Source organism: Candidatus Pantoea edessiphila (genome assembly GCF_002933345.1).
Lineage (GTDB): Bacteria > Pseudomonadota > Gammaproteobacteria > Enterobacterales > Enterobacteriaceae > Pantoea_C.
In genome coordinates this window covers 25,052-50,869 of record NZ_PDKR01000002.1, presented here as the reverse complement: position 1 = coordinate 50,869, position 25,818 = coordinate 25,052, and the positions used below count along the sequence as shown (strand labels likewise).

Below are 25,818 nucleotides of genomic sequence, written 5' to 3'. Positions count from 1 at the left end.
TAATTTTTATTTAGTAAAGTATAATATAAATGTAGGGAGATATATGTGTCATTTATATAAACGTCATTTTTTAAGGTTATTAGATTTTTCTCGTGATGAAATTAATTATTTAATTAGGCTTTCTTCTAGATTAAAACAGGCAAAAAAAAGTTTAAATGAAATTCAATATTTAAAGGGAAAAAATATTGTCTTGATTTTTGAACAAAATTCTACTCGTACTAGATGTTCTTTTGAAGTTGCTGCTTATGATCAAGGTGCTAATGTTACTTATTTAAATCAATTTGATACTCAAATCGGTAATAAAGAATCAATAAAAGATACAGCACGTGTACTAGGTCGTATATATGATGGAATTGAATATCGTGGATTTAGTCAAAAATCAATAGAGCAGATAGCTAAATATGCTGGTATTCCAGTTTGGAATGGTTTAACATCAGAATTTCATCCTACTCAATTGATTGCTGATTTACTAACTATACAGGAACATCTTCCAGATAAAAAGTTAAATGAAATAAAATTAGTTTATGTAGGTGATGCCAGAAACAATATAGGAAATAGCATATTAGAAGCATCTGCTTTATTAGGAATTAAATTGCGTATTTTATCACCTAAAGTTTTATGGCCAAAAAATAATTTTATTAAATATTGTTTAAAAATATCTAAGCACAATGGAGGAGGAATAATTTTTACTGATAATATTATTGATGGAGTAAAGAATGTAGATTTTATTTATACAGATATATGGGTATCTATGGGAGAAATGGAAGAAAATTGGAAGGAACGTATTGATTTATTACGTAATTATCAAGTTAATAATAATATGCTATCACTTACTAATAATCCTCATGTTAAATTTTTACACTGTTTACCTTCATTACATGACGAAAATACAATTCTTGGTTCAGAACTATCAGGAAAATATAATTTTCATAATGGTATTGAGGTAAGTAATGAAGTATTTGAATCAAAAAATAGTATTGTTTTTGATCAAGCAGAAAATAGAGTTCATGCTATTAAAGCAATTATGGTTGCAACTCTCGTTAAAATTTAATTTATTAATTTTATATTAGAGACTTAATATGAGGAAAAAAAGAAATATATGTATAATACAATATATCATAAACATATTATTTCAATAAATGATTTTAGTTCAGATGAATTAATGCTTGTATTAAATGCTACTGCAATGCTAAAGAAAAAACCACAACCTGAGCTATTAAAACATAATGTAATAGCTAGTTGTTTTTTTGAATCATCAACCCGTACTCGTTTATCATTTGAAACTGCTATTCATCGTTTAGGTGCTTCAGTAGTTGGTTTTACTGATATAAATACTACTTCATTAAGTAAAGGTGAAACTCTTGTTGATACAATTTCAGTAATTAGTAAATATGTTGATGCTATAATCATGCGTCATCCACAGGAAGGTTCTACACTTTTAGCAACGAAGTTTTCTGATGGTATCCCAATTATAAATGCAGGCGATGGAGCTAATCAGCATCCAACCCAAACGCTACTTGATTTATTTACAATTTATGAAACACAAAAACGTATAACAGATTTAAATATAGCTATAATAGGTGATTTAAAATATGGTCGTACCGTACATTCACTTACTCAAGCGTTAGCTAAGTTTAATGGTAATCGCTTCTTTTTTATTTCTCCTGTTATATTATCTATGCCTAAATATATAACCGATTTTCTGGATGAAGAAGAGATTCCGTGGTCATATTACAATAATTTTAAAGAAATAATTTCTTGTATAGATATTCTTTACGTAACTCGCATACAGAAAGAACGCATTGATCCATTAGAACCTGTTAATATTAAATCAAATTTAGTATTACAAGTTAATGATTTAAAGAATGCTCGTAATAATATGAAAGTTCTTCATCCTCTGCCACGTGTTAATGAAATTGATGTTAATGTAGATAATACACATTATGCCGGATATTTTAATCAAGTTAAAAACGGTCTTTACACTCGCCAAGCTTTATTAGCTTTGCTTTTAAATGATAAATTTGTAATATAAGATTAAATAATGAAAATTATAAACAAAAACTATATTTAAAAAAATATAAGATAACATAAAAAATAACATCTAGGTTATTAGATTAAAATATTATTAGGAATAAAAATGTTCTCAAGTATAAACACAAAAAATGCTCCTATTCCCATTGGTCCTTATGTTCAAGGTGTAGATTTAGGTAATATAGTAATTACTTCTGGTCAAATTCCAATAAATGCAATTACAGGTATGATTGATGATCAAATATCTAAACAAACACAACAGTCATTAGAAAATATAAAATCAATTCTTGAAGAAGCAGGATTAAAAGTAAGTAATATTGTTAAAACCACAGTATTTTTAATAAATATTAATGAGATTGATATAGTTAATTCAACTTACGAATTATTTTTTATAGAAAATAAAGCTAAATTTCCAGCACGTTCCTGTATTGAAGTTAATAGACTTCCAAAGGATGTAAAAATTGAAATTGAAGCAATTGCTATACGTTGTTAATTAAATAAAAACTTTCTACTTTAACAAAAAATATTGGTTAATTATATCAATGACTTGATTTTATAACTATAATTTATATTGATATCTTTATTATCTAAAAATTCCTGTACCAACTAATTTTTTTTCCAAATTTATCTGTATTATCCGTCATTTTTATTTCATTTAATGAAATAGACCAGATCGGAGAAGATATCATAAAAGACATTGGAAAGATTTTTTGATAGCTATTGAGTGCTTTTTTTTAATTTTACCCTCTAATATTGAAATATATCCTTTATATTGTATTCCTTTAACTAGAAGTATATTTTTTGTTTGGTTATTAATCGTACCAGCAACATAAGGGTGTTTTTTTAAGTTTGATCCATGTATTGTATCTAATTTAGTCATTATCCAAAATGACATATTATATTTATTAAATACATAAAAACAATTAGCACACCATACATGATGATAATCAGTATTACAACACAATGAAAGTATATGCTGTTTTTTTAAAAAATCTAGAATACGATAAAAACTAGACAAAATTTCATCCTTAAAATATTTAAGGTAATATATAGTATATTAAATTAAATTGATTAATTTAATAAATAATAATTAAGCATAACATCAATATTATTGATATAATATTATTTTAATATCTAAAAAAACAAAATAATTTATTAGTTATTTAGTAAAAAGGAACTTTCTATTATAGTTCCTTTTTTATGGTATATTAAGGTTATTTAATAACTAATATATTGATATATACCAATATTTTAATATATCAATCATATAATAAATATGGAATCATCCTTTCTATTAATTTTGATCATTGAAGTTATGATTTGTTTAAAATAATACGACGTTCTACATTGAAATGTCTATTATTCCTGCTAGATTGACGGTTAATATGTCCTTTATTTAATTGTACATTTCCTATTAATTGCATGTTTATTAGCTTGTTTAAAATACGTGTTTTATTAAAACATTGCATGATATTACATGTAATATTTTTTGATAACTCTATAGTTGAATGTGTATTAAATAATCTAATATTTCCTATATATCTACTATTGATAGAACCTTCATTTGCAATAGCGCCTACAATATGACGAACTTCTACTCCGTCATTAAGTCCTACTTCAATGCGATATAATTGCATTTCACCTATCTTAATATTTAAATTAGTTCCTTGGTAAGGATTATTTTTTTCTAGTTTAATTTTATTGCGTGAATTACGCAAATCTCGAGTGTATCTATTATATAATTTATTACGATTTAAGGTATTATTAGTAGTATATGATGGTGTATCTTTAGGTAACACTAATGGACGTTCTCCTTGAGCTATCTTTAGTAACACTGCAGCTAATGTCTCCATATCTAAGCTTTTTTCTGGATGCATTTTAGAAAGTAATCGGCGATACTGATCAAGATCATTATTTTGAAGTTGTTTTCTGACTTTTTCGGTGAATTTAGCTAAACGACGTTGACCAAGAACTTCAGCGTTAGGTAATTTAACTTCTGTTATTTTTGTATTTATACTTTTTTCAATGTTACGTAGTAAACGACGTTCACGGTTTTCAACAAATAAAAGTGCACGACCAGAACGACCAGCACGGCCAGTTCTTCCAATACGATGAACATAAGATTCTACATCTAATGGAATATCATAATTAATAACTAAACTAACACGTTCTACGTCTAAACCACGTGCAGCAACATCGGTTGCAATTAAAATATCAATTCTACAATCTTTTAGACGTTCTAAAGTTTGTTCACGTATTGATTGATTAATATCACTGTTCAATGCTGCACTATTATAGCCATTCTTTTCTAAAGTATCAGCTAATTCTACAGTAGCATTTTTGGTTCGTACAAAAATAATTGCAGCATCGAAATCTTCTGCTTCTAAAAAACGAATTAATGCATCAATTTTACGACCACAAGCTGTCCAATAACTTTGTCTAATATCAGGTTGATTTTCTATATTTGATTTAATACGTACTTCTTTTGGATTTTTCATAAAACGTTTAGTTATACGACGAATTGCATCTGGCATAGTTGCAGAAAATAGGGCAGTCTGACGATTTTTAGGAATCCTTTCTATAATACTCTCTACATCTTCAATAAAACCCATACGCAACATTTCATCTGCTTCATCTACTACTAATCCTGTTAATCGTGATAAATCTAATGTTCCACGTTTTAAATGATCTAAAAGACGTCCAGGAGTTCCTACAATTACTTGGGGTCCTTGACGTAATGCTCTTAATTGTATCTCATAACGCTGGCCACCATAGATAGCAACTATATTTAATCCTTTTATATATTGAGAAAATTTAGTTATAGCTTCAGTAACTTGAATAGCTAGTTCTCTAGTTATTGCCAATACTAAAATTTGTGGTGCTTTTATATTAGACTTAATATTGTTTAATAAAGGCAAAGCAAAAGCTGCAGTTTTACCACTTCCGGTTTGTGCCATTCCTAATACGTCATAACCTGATAGTAGATAAGGAATACAACTTTTTTGAATTGGAGAAGGCTTAATATAGCCCATGTTTTTTAACGATTTGAGTATTTCAGAATTTAATCCAAAATCATTAAAAGTAGTTTTAATGTCAGTCATGCAATGTATTTTCCTCTTAAATTTAGAGACTAGTTTATATAATTTATTAATAATTTTTTTATTAAAAATATAATATAGATTGATTGAAACAGAAAAGTATTAACAAAAAGAAAAGTGCATCATCATAGTATGATGACGACTTTTAAAAATACAATAAATTGTTTTATTTTAATAAAAATTTGTAATATTTTGTGGTTAATTAAATTATATAAAAATAAAATTTTATAACTACAAACTTATAATTATTTAATTAAATATTTTAATTAAGGCAAATAAAACTAATTCTTAGTAAATTCTATAATTACCCTCCTGATTGTATTTTATTAAAAATGATTTTTATTATTATAAATATTTCCAAAACATTTCTCATATCTACTTATTATATAAAATATTAAAAATTTAAAAATGATTATAAAATCAATATTAGTAATGAAATATAAATAAATTATTTTAATTAAATATTAATAATATATACTATTGAATATAATTAATTTATCTACAATATATTTTAACTTAATATTAGATTTAAATGTTTGATTTTTTTATAGCATCTTTTATACTTAGTCTGATACGACCTTGTCGATCTATTTCTATAACTTTTACTAATACTTCTTGACCTATTTTTAAATAATCAGCTACTCTATCGATGCGTTTATCAATTATTTGAGAAATATGCACTAGACCTTCTTTATTCCCTTGAAGGGTAACAAAAGCACCAAAATCTAAAATACGAGTTACTTTACCATTATAAATATTATTAAGTTCTATATCTGAAGTTATTTCTTTAATCCTTTTAATAGCTAATTCAGCTTTTATATTATCAGTAGCTGCAATTTTTATAGTACCATCATCCTTAAGTTCAATATTAGTAGATGTTTCTTCTGTAAGATTACGAATTACTGACCCACCTTTGCCAATTATATCCTTTATTTTAGCTGGACTTACATAAATAGTATAGATACGTGGAGCAAATTCAGAAATTTCATTTCTAGGTTTGCTAATAGCTTGTTCCATAACGTTCAGAATATGTAATCTAGCACCTTTTGCTTGATTCAAAGCAATTTGCATGATTTCACGAGTAATTCCTTCAATTTTAATATCCATTTGTAAAGCAGTTATGCCTTCTCTACTTCCTGCTACTTTAAAATCCATATCCCCAAGATGATCTTCATCTCCTAAAATATCAGATAATACAATAAAAATTTTATCTTCTTTTATTAGACCCATTGCGATACCTGCAACAGCAGATTTAATTGGTACTCCAGCATCCATAAGAGCTAAAGAAGCTCCACATACCGAAGCCATAGAAGAAGAACCATTAGATTCAGTAATTTCAGCTACTATACGAACAGTATAAGGAAATTCTTCTTCACTTGGCATAACAGCTAATATTGCACGTTTTGCTAATCTACCATGACCAATTTCCCGACGTTTAGGTGAACTAATAATACCTATTTCACCTACAGAATACGGAGGAAAATTATAGTGAAATAAAAAATTATCTACACGTTCTCCCATTAATTCATCTAAATTTTGAGCATCTCTTGTAGTACCTAATGTCGTAGTAACTAATGCTTGAGTTTCTCCTCTAGTAAATAAAGCAGAACCATGAGTTCTCGGTAATACACCAGTTCTAATATCCAAACTACGAATCATATCTTTTTCGCGACCGTCAATACGCAACTCACCATTTATTATACGATTTCTCACAATCTTTTTTTCTATAGAATGAAATATATCATTAATTTGAATATTTGATAAAGATATGTCTTCAATCTGCATTTTAGAAATAATATCGTTTTTTATTAAGTTAATTTGTTCATGACGTTTTTGTTTTTCAGGAATGTAATAAGCATCACTTAATCTATATATAGACAATTCTTCAATACGAGATTTTAATATATCATTAGTTTTTTCTGGTTGCCAATCCCAACATGATTTACCATTTTCATTGACTAATTCATTTATATTCTCTATTACAACTTGTTGTTGTTCATGACCAAACATTAAAGCATCTAACATTTGTTCTTCAGTTAAAAATTTAGCCTCAGATTCAACCATTAGCACAGCATTTCTATTACTAGAAACTACTAAATCTAAATTAGATTGTTTTAGTTCATTTACAGTTGGATTTAATACATATTGATTATTTATATATCCAATACGTGCAGCACTAATAGGACCATTAAATGGCAATCCTGACAGAGATAGAGCGGTTGAAGCGCCAATCATTGCAACTATATCTGGATGAATTTGAGGGTTAACGGAAAGTACAGTAGCTATAATTTGTACTTTATCTTGAAAATTTTCAGGAAAAAGAGGTCTAATAGGACGATCAATTAAACGTGCAATCAATATTTCACTTTCACTAGGACGCCCTTCTCGACGAAAGAATCCTCCTGGAATACGACCAGCTGCATAACTACGTTCTTGATAAGTTATATTAAGAGCAAAAAAATCCTGTTCATCTGCTATAGTTCTTTTTTGGCATACAACAGTTACAAATACTGCGGTATCATCCATGCTCACCATTACTGCTGAGGTAGCTTGTCTAGCTATCATACCAGTTTCTAATGTAATAGTATGTTGGCCGTATTGGAATTTTCTTAAAATCGGATTTAACAAAATCAAAGTCCTCAACTTTGAGGGCAGCGCTGTTTTGGCCTGCCGTTTATTACTGATCTTTAATTACATGTTCAAAAATAATTAATAAATTATTAAAATTTTAACTTTGCAACTAAAGATCACATTAAGCAACAAATTAATATTATTGCTAATTAATTTAATACTTAAATCTTATTGTTTAAGTATATAACAAACTTATTTAATATTTATGTATATTATTACTTATAAAATAGATCAGCTAGATTTACCGGCGTATATTAAGATTTTCAATTAAACTTGCATACTTTAAAGTATCTTTGCTCTTCAAATAGTTCAATAGCTTACGACGTCGAGATACTATACGTAATAATCCAATACGACTATGATGATCTTTTTTATGTTTAGAAAAATGTTCCTGAAGATAATTAATACGAGTAGTTAACAAAGCTATCTGTATTTCAGGTGTTCCCGTATCTTTAGAATTTCGTCCGTATTTAGAAATAATCTCTTTTTTAGTTTCTATGTTAAGAGACATAATGCACTCCATGTAATACAAAATTATATTAATATAACTAATGATTATATATTTGATATTTTATTAGATATTTTCTAAAAATAATATATTTGTTGTTAATAACTAATAAATTATATAAATAATTCATAAAAATTAGATTTGTTTATCATCTAGATAATTATTTAATAAACGATGTGGATACATATAATTATTTATAATTTTTGCAACCCCAATAAATTTACATAATTTACTTTCTATTACCCGAACAAAACCTTCTTGTATGGTTTTATCAATAAATATTATTGATTGTCCTTGTTTAAATTTATTTGCTAAATCAGGTAATAAATTGATCATTGGTAAATGAGACAACTGACTGTCAATTGGTAAGATCAATTGATTAACAAGTTCCTTTAGAGAAAAACCGGTTTTAATAAAAACTGAATATAAATTATTTATTTGATCTAAAGTAATCATTTTATTTATAGAACAATGTGCAACTTGTAAACGGCGTAGAGCAGCAACATGAGCACTACAACCTAATTTCTCTCCTATATCTTCAATAAGAGTACGGATATAAGTTCCTTTAGAACAGCTTATTTCCAATTCTAATTCATCATCAATGTATTTAATGATTTTTAATTCATAGATAGTAATCAAACGTGAATCACGTTTGATTACTATACCTTTACGAGCATATTTATACAAAGGACAACCTTTATATTTTATAGCTGAAAACATAGGTGGAACTTGTGAAATAACACCTTTAAAACTTTCTAATACAGTATATAAATTTTGCTTGGTAAAATTAATAAGGTTTTCTTTTAATACATTACCATATGCATCTGCAGTATCAGTACGTTTACCCAAACGAGCAATAACTAGATAACGTTTGTTTGCATTTATTAAATATTGTGAAAATTTAGTTGCTTCTCCGAAGCAAATAGGTAGCATACCCGTTGCTAGTGGATCAAGAGTACCAGTGTATCCTACTTTATTAGAATTAAAAATATGTTTTATTTTTTGTAATGCGTAATTAGATGAAATACCATTTGGTTTATCTAGCAATAAAATACCATTGATATTGAGATGATTGTTAACTTGCATTAAATTACCTTATTTTCATACACAACAGTATTAATTTTTTTTATAAGACTACAAATATATTCACCTTTTTTTAAAGAGCTATCATAAAAAAAATCTAATAAAGGAGTAATGCGTAATTTCAGGTTCTTACCTAATAAAAAACGTATATAACCACTATATTTTTTTAATATTCTTAACTCATCGTGTATGGTATCTAAATTTCGTTTTTCATTTAAAAAAGTAACAAATATTTTTGCATAAGATAAATCACGAGAAACTTCAACACCAGATATAGTAATCATCATTTTTAAACGTGGATCATTAATTTTTTTTTGTAATATTATTGTGATTTCTTTATGAATCTCTTGTGAGATACGTAACGAACGACTGAATTCTCTTGTCATAATTATAACACCCTAGAGATTCGATAGGTTTTCTATTTACCTATCGAATTGTATAAATCCGTATTAATTATACTATACGTTTTATTTCTATGTTTTCAAATACTTCAATTAAATCACCAACATGTATATCATTATAATTTTTAATTCCTATTCCACATTCCATGCCGTTTCTAACATCATTAACATCATCTTTAAAACGTCTTAAAGATTCAATTTCACCTTCATAAATAACTATATTATCACGTAAAATCCTAATAGGATTGTTACGCTTTATGTTTCCTTCTGTTACCATGCAACCTGCAATAGAACCAAATTTTATTGATTTAAATACATTACGTACTGAAGCTAATCCAATAATTTTCTGTTTACATTGTGGTGTTAACATTCCTTGCATTGCTAATTTTACTTCATCAATGAGATTATATATTACAGAATAATAGTGTAAATTTAAACCTTCATTGTCAATGATATAACGAGCTGATGAATCAGCTCTTACATTAAATCCTATTATAATGGCATTAGATGCAGAAGCTAGGGTTGCGTCCGTTTCAGTAATTCCTCCTACACCACCACTTATAATATTTAATCTTATTTCTTTATTAGAAAGTTTCATTAAAGAATCAGAAATAGCTTCGACAGAACCTTGAGTATCTGCTTTTAAAATGATATTTAGCTCAGATATTTTATTTGTTTCTAAATTAGAAAATACGTTTTCTAATTTAGATTTTTGTTGACGTGCTAATTTAATTTCTCTAAACTTCCCTTGACGATGGAGAGCAACTTCACGTGCTTTTTTTTCATCTCTAACAACAGTTAGTTCATCACCTGCAGATGGTACACCAGATAAACCTAAAATCTCAACTGGAATTGAAGGACTTGCTTTTATTATTTTATGTCCTATTTCATCACGCATTGCACGAATACGACCATATTCAAAACCACATAGAACAATATCGCCTTGATTAAGTTGTCCTTCTTTTACTAATATAGTGGCAACTGGTCCTCTGCCTTTATCTAAGGATGATTCTATTACTATCCCTCTAGCCATACCTTTATTTACAGCTTTTAACTCAAGCATTTCCGCTTGTAATAAAATAGCTTTTAACAAATCGTCTACCCCAACTCCAGTTTTCGAAGAAATATTAACAAATATATTTTCTCCGCCCCATTCTTCTGGAATAATACCATGTTGGGTTAATTCATTCTTAATACGTTCTTGATCAACCCCTTGTTTATCAATTTTGGTTATAGCTACTATGACTGGTACTTTAGCTGCTTTTGCATGCTGTATTGCTTCAATTGTTTGAGGCATAACCCCATCATCTACAGCTACAACTAATATTACAATATCGGTTATTTGTGCACCACGTGCACGCATTGCAGTAAATGCTGCATGTCCAGGAGTATCAAGAAAGGTTATCATACCATTATGAGTATCAACATGATAAGCACCTATATGTTGAGTAATACCTCCTGCTTCACAAGTTGCAATTTTGGAAGAACGAATATAATCTAACAACGATGTTTTACCGTGATCTACATGACCCATTATAGTAACTATTGGTGAGCGATTAGCTTTTTTTGCATTAATGTCAAGATCTTTTTTTAATGATTCTTCCAATTCATTTTCACGACGTAATATTACTCTATGTCCCATTTCTTCTGCAACAAGTTGAGCTGTTTCTTGATCAAGAATTTGATTAATAGTTGCCATTGCTCCCATTTTAATCATAGCTTTAATTACTAATGAGCCTTTTACAGCCATTTTATTAGCTAATTCAGAAACAGTAATAGTCTCTCCTATAATTACATCACGATTTACTATTTGAACTGGTTTGTTAAAGCTTTGATGTAACAAACTTTGTTTATTACGATTTTTATTACCTTTGCTAATTCTAATAAAACTACGTAATTCTTCAATATCATTTTTAGATTCTGTACGTTTATTACCTTTCTTTATTGAGCGTAATATTTTGTTATTACGTTTATACTTATGGCTAGATTCTATTTGACGGTCATTTTCATCTTCAGCTTGATGAATATAATTAGAATTAATGATATTATAATCGTTTTCTTCTTTCTTTTCCCATTCATCTGCTTTTTTTTCAGCTAGAATACGTGCGTTTTCTACTGCGAGACGTGCTTCTCTTTCAAGTTTAAGACGTGCTGTCTCTTCAGCTTTACTCTTCAATACAGCAGCATCAAATTCAAGACGCTCTTTATTATTTTGCAGATTGTATATCATTTCTTTTTTGATTGAGTTGTTTTTTGTTTTATTATTAAATAATGTATTTTTATTTGATAAAATTTCTGTTTTTTCTTTAATTAAGATAGATTTTTTTAATTTAATATTATGCTCAAAAATCTTTTTATTTTTTAAAACAGAATGTTTTATTGGATTAATTTTTTCATTTTCTAAAATATCTTTATTATAAGTATGTTTTTTACGGACCTCGATATTTATTGACTTATGTTTTCCACCAATACTTGGAATATTTAAAGTACTACGCATTTTACGTTGTAAAATCAATTTATCAAAATAGTTTTGTTTACCATGTTCATGATTTAAATATGATAATAAAACTTCTTTTTCATGCTGAGTTACTACATCATCTTCAGATTTAGATATTCCTGCATTAGCAAATTGTTCAATTAACAGATCTACTGAAATCTGAATTTCCGAGGCCAGCGATTGTACGGTTACATCTATCATTATATTCCTTCCCGTTATTACGCTTTATTACCAAACCAACATATATTACGTGCAGCCATAATTAGTGCACCAGCTTTTGTTTTGTTTAGTTCTTCAATATCAATCAAATCATCAACACTTTGTTCTGCTAAAGATTCTAGTGTAGATATACCTTTTAATGATAATTGAAAAACTAAAGAACGATTTAAACCTTTCAGACTTAAAAGATCTTTGTTTGGTTTGTGAACAACAATACTTTCCTCTTTAGCTAATTCTAAAGTAGTTAATATATGTTTTGCTTTTTTACGCAAATTCCTGATTATATTTTCATTTAAACCACCAGTTTCTACCAATTCATTAATTGGTAAATAAGCTAATTCTTCTAAAGAATATACACCTTTTTCAACTAATATTAATGCAATATCTTGACTAATATCAAGTTTTTTAGTAAATATATTTATAGCTGTATGTGCTTCAGCTTGATGTTTTTCTTTTAAATTTTCAACAGTCATTACGTTTAATTGCCAACCGCTTAGCTGAGAGGCTAACCTTACATTTTGACCATTTCGGCCTATTGCTTGTGCAAGATTGTTTGTCTCAACTGCAATATCCATAGTATGATTATCCTCATCAACTACAATTGATGTTACATCTGCTGGCGCCATGGCATTAATAACGAATTGTGCTGGATTATCATCCCATAGTACAACATCAATTCTTTCTCCACTTAATTCATTAGAGACAGCCTGAACCCGTGCACCACGCATACCGACACATGCACCTATTGGATCAATACGTTTATCATTTGTTTTAACTGCAATTTTAGCTCGAGATCCAGGATCACGAGTAGCAGCTTTAATTTCAATAATTTCTTCATTAATTTCAGGAACTTCAATACGAAATAATTCTATTAACATTTCTGGTTTAGAACGAGTAATAAAGAGTTGAGCACCTTTTGCTTCTGGACGTATAGAGTATAATACTCCTCTAATGCGATCTCCTAATCTAAAATTTTCTCGTGGTAAAACATCTTCACGTAAAATCACAGCTTCAGCATTACTGCCTAAATCTAAAGAAATACTATCGCGATTGATTTTTTTTACTATACCGGAAATCATTTCGCCTTTTTGTTCACGAAATTTATTAATTATCATTGCACGCTCAGCTTCACGTACTTTTTGTACAATTACTTGTTTAGCAGTTTGAGTAGTAATACGATCAAATTTAACTGATTCTATTTGATCTTCAACATATTCACCTAAATTAAACTCTTCATTTTCAAATTGAGCAGCTTCTAATGTTATTTCACGTGTTGGCTGTATTACTTCTGTAACTATTTCCCATCTACGAAAAGTATCAAAGTCACCGGTTTTACGATCAATGGTTACACGGACATCTATTTCTTGCTCATATTTTTTTTTAGTTGCAGTAGCTAATGCACGCTCTAATGCTTCAAATATTTTTTCACGCGGTAAAGATTTTTCGTTAGAAACGGCTTCTACAACAGCTAATATTTCTTTGTTCATGTTTGGTTATTCTCAATCCGAATTTTGGAAGCAAGGAACTAGATTTGCTTTTTTTATATTATTTAAAGCAAATACTTTATCATCTCCTTCAACTTTTACCGTAATCATATCTCCTTTAACAGATTTGATAATTCCCTTCCACTTACGACGGTTTTGAACAGCTACATATAATAATAAACACACTTTTTTTCCTAAAAAGGAAATATAATGTTCTAAGGTAAATAAAGGACGATCTAATCCAGGAGATGATATTTCAAGATTATAGGGAGTGTTAATTGGATTTTCCGCATCCATTATTGCACTTATTTGGTGGCTAACATTTGTACAATCGTCTATATTAATACCATTTTTACTATCAATATAAATACGAAATGTTGATATATGATTTTTGATAAAATCAATGCCTATTAATTGGTATCCTAAATTTTCTATCTCTGTTGATATTAACTTTGTCAAGTTTTTTTTAAGTTTAGACAAAACTATTATTCCCCGTATATAAATAAAAGGATGTTTTAGATCACTTTTATTAAATAAAAAACCCCGAATTCCGGGGTTGTTGTTATCAATTAAACAATAAATGATCCAAAATAACAAACAACCTCCTAGAAATTCTTTAAAATAAATGCTAAAAAATAAAGTAACAAAACAAATATAAAAATTAAATTTTAAATGATATTAGCTATTTTAATTATAAAAATATCAACAGCAAATATGTTAATAAACCAAGATAAATAAATTAATTTCATCAATATTAATATCTTCTAAATAATGATACCGAGGACGGGAGTTGAACCCGTAAACCAAAAATAGGCACTACCACCTCAAGGTAGCGTGTCTACCAATTCCACCACCTCGGTATTTATTTTTGCTAGCGGCTAATTTATAATCCAATTATGTACTTATTAATGACTAATAAGTAATATTAACTTTATTGTTTTTTAAAGAAGAATCATTGGTTTTTATTTTCTGAGATTTTACAGGAACAGAAAGTTTTTCCCATTCAGAATTTCTACTTAGAAAAGTATTGCTATTCCAATTAATCAACATTAGAAGAGTGATAAAAAACAATATAGCTAATATAGCAGTAATGCGATTTAAAAAACTATCAGAGCTGATTGAATTAAAGAGCATATCTGATCTTGAACTAAATGAAGTTTCTATACCTGCACCTTTACTATGTTGAAGCATAACTAAAGCCACAAAAAATATGGATACGGTAAAGAAAATTATCAAAAGAAATAGATACATAAGTAATCCATCAAAAAATCACTATAATTCAATTAAATTATAACAGAAATGTTATAAAAGAAACTTTTTTTCTGCAATATTTTTAAAATACTATAACTTCAATTAATTTATAATTCATCAATACTAATACTTAATTTAATTTCATTCACAAGACGATCAGATAGTTCTTTTATTTGTTTTTCATCTTTACCTTCTACCATGACACGAATAAAAGGTTCAGTACCTGACTTTCTTATTAGTACTCTACCACATCCTAATAATTCTTTTTCTATTTCATTAAATAAAATTTTCACTTTATTGTTTTGCAAAGGATTTTTATTATTAGATACATGAATATTTACCAATATTTGAGGTAACATTTTGATACCATCACATAAATCATGTAAACTCATTTGATTACGAACCATTGCAGTAAGTACTTGTAAACTAGCAATAATACCATCACCAGTAGTGGTTTTGTCTAATAAAATTACGTGGCCTGAATTTTCAGCGCCTAATCTCCACCCTTTTTCATTCATTTTTTCAATTACATAACGATCTCCTACTTTTGCACGCTCAAAAGGAATTCCAAGTTTTTTGAGTGAAATTTCTAATCCTATGTTACTCATTAAGGTACCTACTGCTCCACCACGTAAATTACCCTGCAGTAGACCTTCCCGTGCAATGATATAAAGAATTTGATCACCATCTATTTTTTGTCCTAAATGATCAATCATAGTAATACGATCTCCATCACCATCATAGGATAAACCTAAATCAGCTTTTTCTGAAAGTACACGTTGTAACATATAAACATGTGATGTACCACATTCTTTATTAATATTTATACCATTAGGTTGTACAGCAATAGGAATTACTTTAGCTCCTAGCTCATTTAATACATTAGGAGCGATATGATAGGTAGATCCATTTGCACAATCAACAACAATTTTTAATCCGTTAAGATTTAGATTATTCGGGAAAGTTCCTTTACAAAATTCAATATAACGGCCTGATGCATCAACAATTCGACTAGCACGTCCTAGTTGTGCAGATTCAACACAAGTTATAGGTTTTTCCATTTCTAATTCGATACATTCTTCTACATAATCAGGTAATTTAGTACCTTTTGAAGAAAAAAATTTAATACCATTATCATCATAAGGATTGTGTGAAGCAGAAATAACAATACCTGCTTCTGCTCTAAAAGTTCTAGTTAAATAAGCTATGGCAGGTGTTGGCATTGGACCAGTAAATGCTGCAGATAAACCTGCTGCAGATAAGCCTGATTCTAATGCCGATTCTAACATATACCCAGAAATACGAGTGTCTTTACCTACTATTATTTTTTTCGATCCATGTTTTGATCTATTTCTTGTAAGGACTTTTCCTGCCGCCCAACCTAACTTTAAAACAAAATCAGGTGTAATTGGCAATTTTCCAACCTTCCCTCTAATCCCATCAGTACCGAAATATTTGAGATTACCCATAACTGCATTCCTTCATTTTTTGCACAGTATTTACTATATTGATCGCTTCTAAAGTTTCTTTAACATCATGTACACGAATAATTTGAATATCTTGCATTAAAGCAATTACTGCACAAGAAATACTTCCTACTAAACGATCTGTTGGATTAATAATTTTTAACAAATTGCCTATCATTGATTTACGTGAAACTCCTATTAATAATGGCAAACCAAAATGATGGAATTTTTTTAAATTAGCTAATAATTGATAATTATGAAGTAAACTCTTACCAAAACCAAAACCTGGATCTAGTATAATATTATTTTTTTTTATCCCTGATTTTTCATAATAAGCAATTTTTTTAGAAAAATATATATTCACTACATCAATAATATTTTCGTGTTTGCTTGATTTATAAGAAGATAAAATAATAGGATTATGTGTTAAACAAACAGGATAATTATTCATGGCAGCTAATTCTACTGCTCCATCTTCAGATAATGAATGAATATCATTAATGATATGAGCACCTGCTCGTAAAGATTCCTTCATCACCTCCGTTCTAGAAGTATCTATCGAAATCCAAATGTCAAAATTTTTTGTAATAGCTTCAATTACGGGTATTACACGTTCTAGCTCTTCTTCAATGCTTATATTAACAGCTCCAGGACGAGTTGATTTTCCTCCTACATCAATAATATTAGCTCCTGCATTAATCATATTTTTGACTTGCAGCAAAGCACTTGATAATGAATTATACTTACCGCCATCCGAAAAAGAATCAGGTGTAACATTTAAAATACCCATCACTTTCGTATTGGATAAAACTAAACACGAATCCCTAGCAAATAATCTCACAATTTTAAACCCTAAATCAATTAATTTTAAAATTAAATATTATAATACTTTAACTAATCATTTTTATTATGCCTATTAGTATTATTATTATTTAAGTTGGATTTTATGATTCATTTGCAGAATTAATTTCATTTTGTTGTGTTTTAATATTACCTGAATTTTTCCAGCTAGCTGGACACCTAACTTGACGTCTTGACATTAAGTCATCTATTTGTAATGCATCGATAGTTTCGTATTTCATTAAAGCATCTTTCATCGCATGCAATATATCTATATTCTCATAAAGAATAGATCTAGCTCGCTGATAGTTGCTATCTACTAAACGTTTTACCTCTTGATCTATAATACGTGCAGTTTCATCAGACATATGTTTAGCTTTAGCTACTGATCGTCCTAAAAAAATTTCATTTTCTTCTTCAACATATAGCAATGGACCTAATTTTTCAGAAAATCCCCATTGGGTAACCATGTTTTTAGCTAAATTAGTAGCAATTTTAATATCATTTGAAGCACCAGTAGAAACGTAGTCCACGCCATAAATTATTTCTTCTGCTAAGCGACCACCATATAGCGTAGAAATTTGACTTTCTAATTTTTTTCTACTTATACTAATTTCATCGTCTTTTGGAAGAAAAAAAGTAATACCTAAAGCACGACCTCGAGGAATTATGGTTACTTTATGAACTGGATTATGTTCTGGAACTAAACGTCCAATAATAGCATGTCCTGCTTCATGATAAGCAGTTGATTCTTTTTGTGATTCTGTCATTACCAAAGAACGACGTTCCGCACCCATCATTATTTTATCTTTTGCTTTTTCAAATTCAATCATTGAAACAACTAATTTGTTTATCCTTGCTGCAAATAATGCTGCTTCATTAACAAGATTAGCTAAATCAGCGCCAGAAAAACCTGGAGTACCACGTGCTATAATAGTAGGGTCAACATCTGATGAAAGTGGTACACGACGCATATGAACTCTCAAAATTTGTTCTCTACCACGAACATCAGGTAATCCTACTACAACTTGGCGATCAAAACGACCAGGACGTAGTAATGCAGGATCAAGAACATCGGGACGATTTGTTGCTGCAACAACTATTATGCCTTCGTTTCCTTCAAAACCATCCATCTCAACTAGCATTTGATTTAATGTTTGTTCACGTTCATCATGTCCCCCTCCTAAACCAGCTCCCCTCTGACGACCTACTGCATCGATTTCATCAATAAAAATAATACAAGGTGCTGTTTTTTTAGCTTGTTCAAACATATCTCTGACACGAGAAGCGCCTACTCCTACAAACATTTCTACAAAATCAGAACCAGATATAGCAAAAAAAGGTACTTTTGCTTCACCAGCTATTGCCTTAGCTAATAGAGTCTTTCCCGTTCCAGGCGGACCAACCATTAAAATACCTCTAGGAATTTTACCACCTAATTTTTGGAAACGACTAGGCTCACGTAAATATTCAACTAATTCACTTACTTCCTCTTTTGCTTCATCACAACCTGCAACATCAGCAAAAGTAATTTTTACTTGATCTTCAGCTAGCATGCGTGCTTTATTTTTACCAAAGGACATCGCTCCTCTACCACCACCTTGTATCTGACGCATAAAAAAAGCCCAAACACCTATTAGAATAATCATTGGAAACCAAGATATAAATATAGAAGCTAATAAACTTGGTTCTTCTGGTGGGACACCAACTACTCTAACATTTTTAGTTAGTAAATTATCAAGTAGCTTAGAATCATTAATGGGGATATAAGTTTTATATTTATGATTATCTTTCTTAATGACAGTGACTTCACGCCCATCGATACGAACTTCACGAATCCTCTCTTGATTTACTTCTGATAAAAAAGTCGAATAATCAATTTTATGACTAATTAGCTCATTTGGTCCAAAACTTTGAAATAAAGACATCAATACTATCGCGATGACCAACCAAAGGATTAGGTTTTTCACCATATCGCTCAAAGGATTAACCTCAACGTTGCAACACATGTTAATAGATATAGTAGTATTATCATTCTGTTACCTTTGGAATTTAAATACCTACTTATTTAAATTTTATCTATTTTACTTGATTTTAATATCATGTAATTTATGCAAAAATCCAATACTTAAGTTTAATAATTATATCTATATATTGATATAACTTAATACAATACTTATAAATATTCATTTATTCCTAAAATATCATAGTTCATCATAATCCCTAAAATAATATAATATATTAATTAATGTATTATATTAATCTATTTTCTAACATTAAAATAAAATTTATAAGATTTCCAATTTCTATTTCACAGTTAGCAAAACAATCTTTAATATATTTATTTTTATAAATCAGATGTAAATTTTAAGAAAAAATAATATTTTTTGTAAAAATTTAAAGAAAATAAAATTTTATAACATATTAAATCTCGATATTATTATTTAATTCTAAAATAGACAAAATATTTAAAGTTTAAATTATGATTTATACGTTATTTATAAGGTAACTATATTATATAGATATATTTAAATCTTAACCTAATTAGGTTTTGAAAAATTTTTATAGTTATAAAAAAGAAATGGCGATAGAAGTATCTATTTTCAATCCCTTTATAGAAAAATTTAAGATTAATCTTAAATATTCAAGAAAGATATTAAAATTATTATTTTACTCTAATAAAACTAAATAGAATGAACAATTATCAATATTAAATTGATAAAATAATTTAATTAATATATTGGAAATTATGTTATAAAGAAAAATAAATTTTAATAAAAGCATATCAAATATTATTTATTTTAATTAATCAAAAAGGCCACGCTTCCGTAGCCTTTTCTGTCATATTTTATAATTAATTTTTTAACACATTAATTTCTAAAGATATTCAACATTTAAAATTTTATATTTCACATCACCACCTGGAGTTTTAATCATTGCAACATCGTTAGATTTTTTGCTAATTAAACCCCTAGCCATAGGTGAATTTATAGATATTAAATTTTTTTTAAAATCAGCTTCATCATCACCTACAATTCTGTAAGTAAATTGTTCATTTGTATTAATATTAATAATGCTTACTGTTGAACCAAAGATTACACGTCCGGTGTTTGGTATTTGAGTAATATCAATTATCTGAGCATTAGAGAGTTTTATTTGAATTTCCTTAATACGACTTTCACAAAATTCTTGCTCTTCACGAGCAGCATGATATTCTGCATTTTCCTTTAAATCTCCATATTCACGTGCTTCAGCTATAGAAGCGATGATACGGGGACGTTTAATAGTTTTTAGTTCATTTAGCTCTTTTCTTAACTTTTCAACACCTTTTAAGGTCATTGGAATTTGATTCATTTAATGATTTCCTTATTTTCTCATCTATCTTAATTATTTCTCCTGATCAGTGGTTAAAGAAAGTGTTCTTTAAGAGAATATTGCCTCTCCTTAACTATCATTTTATAAATAAAACAATTATATTTGTAAAATATTATTAGGTAATAAAATTTTATAATTTATCATCTCCAATTAAAATAATTAGCTTTTTATAAATTTTATGTTTTTATAATATTTTTCTGAATTTAATATATTATATTTTAAAGTAATTTGATTAGTTTTCATTGTTTATAATATAATATGATATGTTTCTTTATGGTTTTATTAATAAAATCAATGTCATAAAAATATCTTTTTTGCTTAATTTTGCATTAAAATTTATTTATTAAATATAACTATAAATGTAATAATATATGTTTGTTTACAGAGAACATTATATAAAAAGTAATGACAACTCTAATTAATATAACTTATATATATCAAATTAATATATAAATATATGAAATATATTGTATATTATTAAATAATATTTTTATATAATCGACAAAGAGTTTTTTAATTGTATACTTTACAAAGTAAAATTTTTACTTTAACTTATTACATTACTTTAACTTATTACATAATAATATAATAAATATATTTAAATATAACTATAATCATTATTTTAAAAACTAAAATTAAAATAGATAAAAAGCTTGATTATTAAACAACTCAAAACAAAAGAACACACATTGAGTCGATGTTTTACTCAATTACTCAATTACTCAATTTAATATTGTTAATATAAAAACTAAAATCTATTATTTTATTTTTTTAAATAGATGAATTCTGATAAATCAGAACATAACCTATTAACTCTTGTTCTATTAAGACCGGAAATCAGATAATATCTATCTTTCCATTCTAAATGACTTATAATTTTCTCAATTTGTACTTGAACTTTCTGTTCATCTAATAAATCAACTTTATTAAAAATTAGCCAACGTGGCTTTTGAAATAAATCGTGATTATATTTCTTTAACTCGTCAATTATAATATTTATATCTTTTATTAAATCAAAATCATTGTCAATATTTGTAATATCAACTAGATGTAATAATAATTTACAACGTTCTAAATGTTTTAAAAACCTTATTCCTAAACCAATACCTTCTGCTGCACCTTTTACTAATCCAGGAATATCTGCAATAATAAATTTTTTATTATCTTCTGCGTTTACTACTCCTAAAGTTGGGACTAAAGTAGTAAAAGGATAATTGGCTACTTTTGGTTTAGCAGCAGAAATATTACTAATTAGCGTAGATTTTCCAGCATTTGGTAAACCTAATATTCCAACATCAGCTAATAACATTAATTTGAGTTGTAAATTACGTCTTTCTCCTTTTGTACCTATAGTTCTTTGATATGGATTACGGTTAATGGAAGATTTAAAACGAGCGTTACCTAAACCATGCCATCCGCCTTTCCCAATTTTTAATTTTTGATTATGGTATATCATGTCCTTGACTATTTTTTTTGTATTACAGTCAATAATACGAGTACCTAACGGTACTTTAACAATAACGTCTTTCCCACGTTTTCCTCTACAATTACTACCTTTTCCATTTTTACCATTTTCAGCATGAAAAGTTTTCTTAAAACAAAAATCGAATAATGTATTTAAATTTTCATCAGCTATTATGTAAACATCACCCCCATCACCTCCATCACCACCGTCTGGACCTCCTTTTGGTACATATTTTTCACGACGAAAACTAATACAACCATTACCTCCATCACCTGCAATAACTGAAATAGTTGCCTCATCAATAAATTTCATTAGATACTTCCACTACTATTTTTAAGTACATCAATCATAGATTGAATTAGTGAATGACAATTAATTCACTTATCAATAATAGTAATAATTTATAAATTAATTACATTAACGTATTTACGATTTTTTGATCCTTTAACCTCAAATTTAATTTTTCCATTTGTAAGAGCGAATAAGGTATGATCTCGACCGCATCCTACATTTTTACCAGCATGAAACTTAGTACCTCTTTGTCTAATAATAATATTTCCAGCTACAACATACTCGCCACCAAAGCACTTTACACCTAGGCGTTTTGAATGAGAATCACGCCCATTTCTAGATGAACCACCAGCTTTTTTATGTGCCAATTTTAAAATCCTCTTTTAAAAGTTAATGTTAACAATTTTAACATCAGTAAACCATTGACGGTGTCCTTGTTGTTTACGGTAATGTTTACGACGACGAAACTTAATAATTTTAATCTTCTTATCACGCCCATGATTAATAATTTCTGCATTAATATTACTGTTCAAGACAAATGGTGTGCCAACTTTTAAGCATTTGTCGCCTGAAATCATTAAAATATTATTGAATTTGATAAAATTTCCAGTTTTAACATCTAATTTTTCCAATCTAATGATCTGTCCTTCAGTCGCCTTATATTGTTTGCCACCACTTTGAAAAATAGCATACATATAAATTTTACCTTAATTATTATTTTAGTTATTTAATTAGAATATTATTCTTCATAAAAAATCGAATTTTACACAAACTGTTAAATTAAAACAATAGTATAATCAAACAATATTATATAAAATAAAAATTCAATATTATTTATTAAATAAATTATATATAATATAAAGTATATTAAACAATAATTTGATTAATAATAGTTAATAATAAAATAAAGAAAGACAAGAGAAATGAATTTAAAACAAATTAACACTCTAATTGAAAAAGACATAAAAGATGTTGACAGAGCCATTTTTAATCAGTTGGATTCTAGTGTATCGCTTATTAATGAGTTGGGTTCTCATATTATTAATAGCGGAGGTAAGCGTATAAGACCTATAGTAGCTTTGTTATCCGCCCTTTCTATTGGTTATCAAGGTAGATTACATATAATTAATGCAGCAATGATAGAATTGATTCATACTGCAACATTATTACATGATGATGTGATTGATGAATCTCGTCTTCGTCGCGGTAAAACAGCAGCTAATATAAAATTTGGTAATTCATCTAGTGTATTAGTAGGAGACTTTATTTATACTAAAGTTTTTCAAATGATGGTTAGCATAGGGTCTATGAAAATTATATCATTAATATCTGAAACAATAAATTCGATAGTTGAAGGAGAAATTTTACAATTAATAAATTGCAATAATGTAAATATTTCTGAAGAAAATTACATGAACGTTATTTATAGAAAAACTGCTCATTTATTTGAAGCTGCAGCACAAACTTCCTGCATTATTGCAAATGCAGATCCATTACAAGAAAAAGCACTAAAAATTTATGGATTCCATATAGGTGTTGCCTTTCAATTAATCGACGACATTTTAGATTATAACTCAAATATCGAAAAAACAGGAAAAAAGATAGGTAATGACTTAGAAGAAGGGAAACTTACATTTCCTTTATTACATGCAATACAAAATAGCTCATTAGAACAAAAAAAAATGATTCGTATAGCAATTGAGCAAGGTAGTAGTGATTTGATGGATCAGATATTAAAAATAATGAGCCAATATGGTTCATTGGAATGGACACGTAAAAGAGCAGAATATGAGATAAATAAGGCTATACAAGCATTGAGAGTAATTCCTGAAAATCCATGGAGTGATGCATTAAGATCACTTGCGAATATTTTGGTACAAAGAACTTATTAATAATTAAGCTATTCTTCAATTATACGTTCTATTTTAGCCCCTATAGAAGATAATTTTAGTTCTATGTGTTCATAACCTCGATCTATATGGTGAATATTATCAATTATTGTTGTTCCTTTTGCGACACAACCTGCTAATACTAAACTAGCTGATGATCTTAAGTCAGGCGCTATTACTTGAGTTCCCAATAAATTTTTAACTCCTTTACAAATAGTAGTATTGTTTTCTATTTTAGCATTAGCACCCATACGTATAAGTTCCGGTATATGCATGAATCTATTTTCAAATATAGTTTCTGTAACAATACCTATCCCTTCTGATACTAAGTTTAATAAACTAAATTGAGCTTGCATATCAGTGGGAAATCCAGGGTATGGTTGAGTATAAATATTAACTGCTTTTGGACGTTTACCATGCATATCAAGTCCTATCCAATTTGAACCAATTTTGATATCAGCACCTGCATTATGTAATTTTTCCAATACAACATCTAGAAGTTTAGGTAATGTATTAAGACAAACAACACTACCACCCGATATTGCGGCTGCTACAAGAAATGTGCCAGTTTCTATACGATCTGGTAGAATACGATAAACTCCTCCACCTAATCGTTTAACACCTTCAATAGTAATTTCATTACTTCCTACACCATTAATTTTAGCACCGAGCATGTTAAGAAAATTTGCCGTATCTACAATTTCTGGTTCCTTTGCTGCGTTTTTAATAGTGGTTATACCAACAGCTAATATAGCTGTGATCATCAAAGTAACAGTAGCTCCGACACTTATTTTATTCATAATAATATGAGCACCTTTCAATTTTCTATCAATATTGGCTTTAATAGAACCATCTTCTAATTTTATTGTAGCTCCTAGTTGCTGAAGTACATTAATATGCAAATCAATAGGACGATCACCAATAGCGCAACCTCCTGGAAAAAAAATTTGCCCTTGGCCAAATCTTGCTAATAACGGACCAAGAGCCCAAATTGAAGCACGCATATTTTTAACTATATCATACAGTACTAAACAACTATTAACTGTGCTAGTATTAATACAACATATAGAACCATTACGTTCAATTGTTGCACCTAACTGGCTAAGAATTTTTATGGCAATATCAATATCACGTAAATTAGGTACATTTTGAATTTCAATAGATTCATTAGTAAGTAAAGTTGCGAATAAAATAGGTAATGCTGAATTTTTTGCACCAGAAATAAATACGTTACCTTTTAGACGTGTTGGTCCTTGAACACGAAATTTTTCCATTAGCAATACACCTAA

The 25,818-nt window shown here is 28.3% G+C and carries 21 protein-coding genes, 1 tRNA gene and 1 pseudogene; 4 read left to right on the top strand and 19 right to left on the bottom strand.

The window, feature by feature from the left end; all coding sequences use genetic code 11:
* Positions 1-43: 43 nt before the first annotated feature.
* The 3 genes from argF to CRV09_RS01915 all read left to right on the top strand — a co-directional run bounded on the left by argF (position 44) and on the right by CRV09_RS01915 (position 2,524).
* Entirely contained in the window at positions 44-1,051 is a 1,008-nt protein-coding gene (gene argF / locus CRV09_RS01925; RefSeq protein ID WP_136132454.1) for an ornithine carbamoyltransferase, read from the top strand.
* Positions 1,052-1,099: 48 nt separating this feature from the next.
* Positions 1,100-2,032, top strand: coding sequence for an aspartate carbamoyltransferase (gene pyrB, locus CRV09_RS01920; protein WP_136132453.1), 933 nt, complete (start codon positions 1,100-1,102; stop codon positions 2,030-2,032).
* Positions 2,033-2,137: 105 nt separating this feature from the next.
* Positions 2,138-2,524, top strand: coding sequence for a Rid family detoxifying hydrolase (locus tag CRV09_RS01915; protein ID WP_136132452.1), 387 nt, complete (start codon positions 2,138-2,140; stop codon positions 2,522-2,524).
* A gap of 192 nt (positions 2,525-2,716) precedes the next feature.
* Here CRV09_RS01915 and CRV09_RS01910 read toward each other — a convergent pair whose 3' ends face one another.
* The 18 genes and pseudogenes from CRV09_RS01910 to rplU form a co-directional block, all read right to left on the bottom strand.
* Positions 2,717-3,049, bottom strand: coding sequence for a PNPOx family protein (locus CRV09_RS01910; RefSeq protein ID WP_338419101.1), 333 nt, complete (start codon positions 3,047-3,049; stop codon positions 2,717-2,719).
* A 295-nt stretch (positions 3,050-3,344) separates the two neighbouring features.
* Positions 3,345-5,132 carry a DEAD/DEAH box helicase gene (locus CRV09_RS01905; protein ID WP_136132451.1) on the bottom strand — a complete coding sequence of 596 codons (1,788 nt, stop codon included), beginning with the start codon at positions 5,130-5,132 and terminating at the stop codon, positions 3,345-3,347.
* A 525-nt stretch (positions 5,133-5,657) separates the two neighbouring features.
* A complete protein-coding gene (pnp, locus tag CRV09_RS01900; protein ID WP_136132450.1) occupies positions 5,658-7,757 on the bottom strand; it encodes a polyribonucleotide nucleotidyltransferase in 2,100 nt (699 codons plus the stop codon).
* A 244-nt stretch (positions 7,758-8,001) separates the two neighbouring features.
* Positions 8,002-8,271, bottom strand: coding sequence for a 30S ribosomal protein S15 (gene rpsO / locus CRV09_RS01895; protein WP_136132449.1), 270 nt, complete (start codon positions 8,269-8,271; stop codon positions 8,002-8,004).
* A gap of 132 nt (positions 8,272-8,403) precedes the next feature.
* Positions 8,404-9,354 carry a tRNA pseudouridine(55) synthase TruB gene (gene truB / locus CRV09_RS01890; RefSeq protein ID WP_136132448.1) on the bottom strand — a complete coding sequence of 317 codons (951 nt, stop codon included), beginning with the start codon at positions 9,352-9,354 and terminating at the stop codon, positions 8,404-8,406.
* Positions 9,354-9,737 carry a 30S ribosome-binding factor RbfA gene (rbfA, locus tag CRV09_RS01885; protein WP_241973708.1) on the bottom strand — a complete coding sequence of 128 codons (384 nt, stop codon included), beginning with the start codon at positions 9,735-9,737 and terminating at the stop codon, positions 9,354-9,356. The genes truB and rbfA overlap by 1 nt, the downstream gene beginning before the upstream one ends.
* A gap of 67 nt (positions 9,738-9,804) precedes the next feature.
* Entirely contained in the window at positions 9,805-12,450 is a 2,646-nt protein-coding gene (gene infB, locus CRV09_RS01880; protein WP_136132446.1) for a translation initiation factor IF-2, read from the bottom strand.
* A gap of 17 nt (positions 12,451-12,467) precedes the next feature.
* Complete coding sequence (gene nusA, locus CRV09_RS01875) at positions 12,468-13,955, bottom strand: transcription termination factor NusA (RefSeq protein WP_136132445.1); 1,488 nt, start codon at positions 13,953-13,955, stop codon at positions 12,468-12,470.
* A 12-nt stretch (positions 13,956-13,967) separates the two neighbouring features.
* Complete coding sequence (gene rimP, locus CRV09_RS01870; RefSeq protein WP_136132444.1) at positions 13,968-14,432, bottom strand: ribosome maturation factor RimP; 465 nt, start codon at positions 14,430-14,432, stop codon at positions 13,968-13,970.
* A 295-nt stretch (positions 14,433-14,727) separates the two neighbouring features.
* Positions 14,728-14,812, bottom strand: a tRNA-Leu gene (locus CRV09_RS01865).
* Positions 14,813-14,864: 52 nt separating this feature from the next.
* Complete coding sequence (gene secG / locus CRV09_RS01860) at positions 14,865-15,203, bottom strand: preprotein translocase subunit SecG (RefSeq protein WP_136132443.1); 339 nt, start codon at positions 15,201-15,203, stop codon at positions 14,865-14,867.
* Positions 15,204-15,310: 107 nt separating this feature from the next.
* Positions 15,311-16,672 carry a phosphoglucosamine mutase gene (gene glmM / locus CRV09_RS01855; protein WP_136132442.1) on the bottom strand — a complete coding sequence of 454 codons (1,362 nt, stop codon included), beginning with the start codon at positions 16,670-16,672 and terminating at the stop codon, positions 15,311-15,313.
* A complete protein-coding gene (gene folP / locus CRV09_RS01850; RefSeq protein ID WP_136132441.1) occupies positions 16,665-17,510 on the bottom strand; it encodes a dihydropteroate synthase in 846 nt (281 codons plus the stop codon). The genes glmM and folP overlap by 8 nt, the downstream gene beginning before the upstream one ends.
* Positions 17,511-17,613: 103 nt before the next feature.
* Entirely contained in the window at positions 17,614-19,482 is a 1,869-nt protein-coding gene (gene ftsH / locus CRV09_RS01845; protein WP_136132525.1) for an ATP-dependent zinc metalloprotease FtsH, read from the bottom strand.
* A gap of 904 nt (positions 19,483-20,386) precedes the next feature.
* Positions 20,387-20,863 carry a transcription elongation factor GreA gene (gene greA / locus CRV09_RS01840; protein WP_136132440.1) on the bottom strand — a complete coding sequence of 159 codons (477 nt, stop codon included), beginning with the start codon at positions 20,861-20,863 and terminating at the stop codon, positions 20,387-20,389.
* 799 nt (positions 20,864-21,662) lie between these two features.
* Positions 21,663-22,661: pseudogene (gene cgtA, locus CRV09_RS01835) on the bottom strand (Obg family GTPase CgtA); the annotation flags it as partial.
* 89 nt (positions 22,662-22,750) lie between these two features.
* Positions 22,751-23,008 (bottom strand): 50S ribosomal protein L27, encoded by a 258-nt coding sequence (gene rpmA / locus CRV09_RS01830; RefSeq protein WP_136132438.1) that lies wholly within the window; start codon positions 23,006-23,008, stop codon positions 22,751-22,753.
* A gap of 15 nt (positions 23,009-23,023) precedes the next feature.
* Positions 23,024-23,335 carry a 50S ribosomal protein L21 gene (gene rplU / locus CRV09_RS01825; RefSeq protein WP_136132437.1) on the bottom strand — a complete coding sequence of 104 codons (312 nt, stop codon included), beginning with the start codon at positions 23,333-23,335 and terminating at the stop codon, positions 23,024-23,026.
* Between the two features lie 228 nt (positions 23,336-23,563).
* Here rplU and ispB point away from each other — a divergent pair, with 228 nt between their 5' ends.
* A complete protein-coding gene (ispB, locus tag CRV09_RS01820; protein ID WP_136132436.1) occupies positions 23,564-24,532 on the top strand; it encodes an octaprenyl diphosphate synthase in 969 nt (322 codons plus the stop codon).
* Positions 24,533-24,540: 8 nt separating this feature from the next.
* On the opposite strand, the gene murA is transcribed toward ispB, so the two are convergent.
* Positions 24,541-25,803 (bottom strand): UDP-N-acetylglucosamine 1-carboxyvinyltransferase, encoded by a 1,263-nt coding sequence (murA, locus tag CRV09_RS01815; RefSeq protein WP_136132435.1) that lies wholly within the window; start codon positions 25,801-25,803, stop codon positions 24,541-24,543.
* Positions 25,804-25,818 lie beyond the last annotated feature (15 nt).

Excerpts from the sequence above, each read along its gene's own strand:
- argF (WP_136132454.1), top strand. The coding sequence starts at position 44 with ATGTGTCATTTATATAAACGTCATTTTTTAAGGTTATTAGATTTTTCT.
- pyrB (WP_136132453.1), top strand. The coding sequence starts at position 1,100 with ATGTATAATACAATATATCATAAACATATTATTTCAATAAATGATTTT.
- CRV09_RS01915 (WP_136132452.1), top strand. The coding sequence starts at position 2,138 with ATGTTCTCAAGTATAAACACAAAAAATGCTCCTATTCCCATTGGTCCT.
- CRV09_RS01905 (WP_136132451.1), bottom strand. The coding sequence starts at position 5,132 with ATGACTGACATTAAAACTACTTTTAATGATTTTGGATTAAATTCTGAA.
- rpsO (WP_136132449.1), bottom strand. The coding sequence starts at position 8,271 with ATGTCTCTTAACATAGAAACTAAAAAAGAGATTATTTCTAAATACGGA.
- truB (WP_136132448.1), bottom strand. The coding sequence starts at position 9,354 with ATGCAAGTTAACAATCATCTCAATATCAATGGTATTTTATTGCTAGAT.
- rbfA (WP_241973708.1), bottom strand. The coding sequence starts at position 9,737 with ATGACAAGAGAATTCAGTCGTTCGTTACGTATCTCACAAGAGATTCAT.
- infB (WP_136132446.1), bottom strand. The coding sequence starts at position 12,450 with ATGATAGATGTAACCGTACAATCGCTGGCCTCGGAAATTCAGATTTCA.
- nusA (WP_136132445.1), bottom strand. The coding sequence starts at position 13,955 with ATGAACAAAGAAATATTAGCTGTTGTAGAAGCCGTTTCTAACGAAAAA.
- secG (WP_136132443.1), bottom strand. The coding sequence starts at position 15,203 with ATGTATCTATTTCTTTTGATAATTTTCTTTACCGTATCCATATTTTTT.
- glmM (WP_136132442.1), bottom strand. The coding sequence starts at position 16,672 with ATGGGTAATCTCAAATATTTCGGTACTGATGGGATTAGAGGGAAGGTT.
- ftsH (WP_136132525.1), bottom strand. The coding sequence starts at position 19,482 with ATGGTGAAAAACCTAATCCTTTGGTTGGTCATCGCGATAGTATTGATG.
- greA (WP_136132440.1), bottom strand. The coding sequence starts at position 20,863 with ATGAATCAAATTCCAATGACCTTAAAAGGTGTTGAAAAGTTAAGAAAA.
- rplU (WP_136132437.1), bottom strand. The coding sequence starts at position 23,335 with ATGTATGCTATTTTTCAAAGTGGTGGCAAACAATATAAGGCGACTGAA.
- ispB (WP_136132436.1), top strand. The coding sequence starts at position 23,564 with ATGAATTTAAAACAAATTAACACTCTAATTGAAAAAGACATAAAAGAT.
- murA (WP_136132435.1), bottom strand. The coding sequence starts at position 25,803 with ATGGAAAAATTTCGTGTTCAAGGACCAACACGTCTAAAAGGTAACGTA.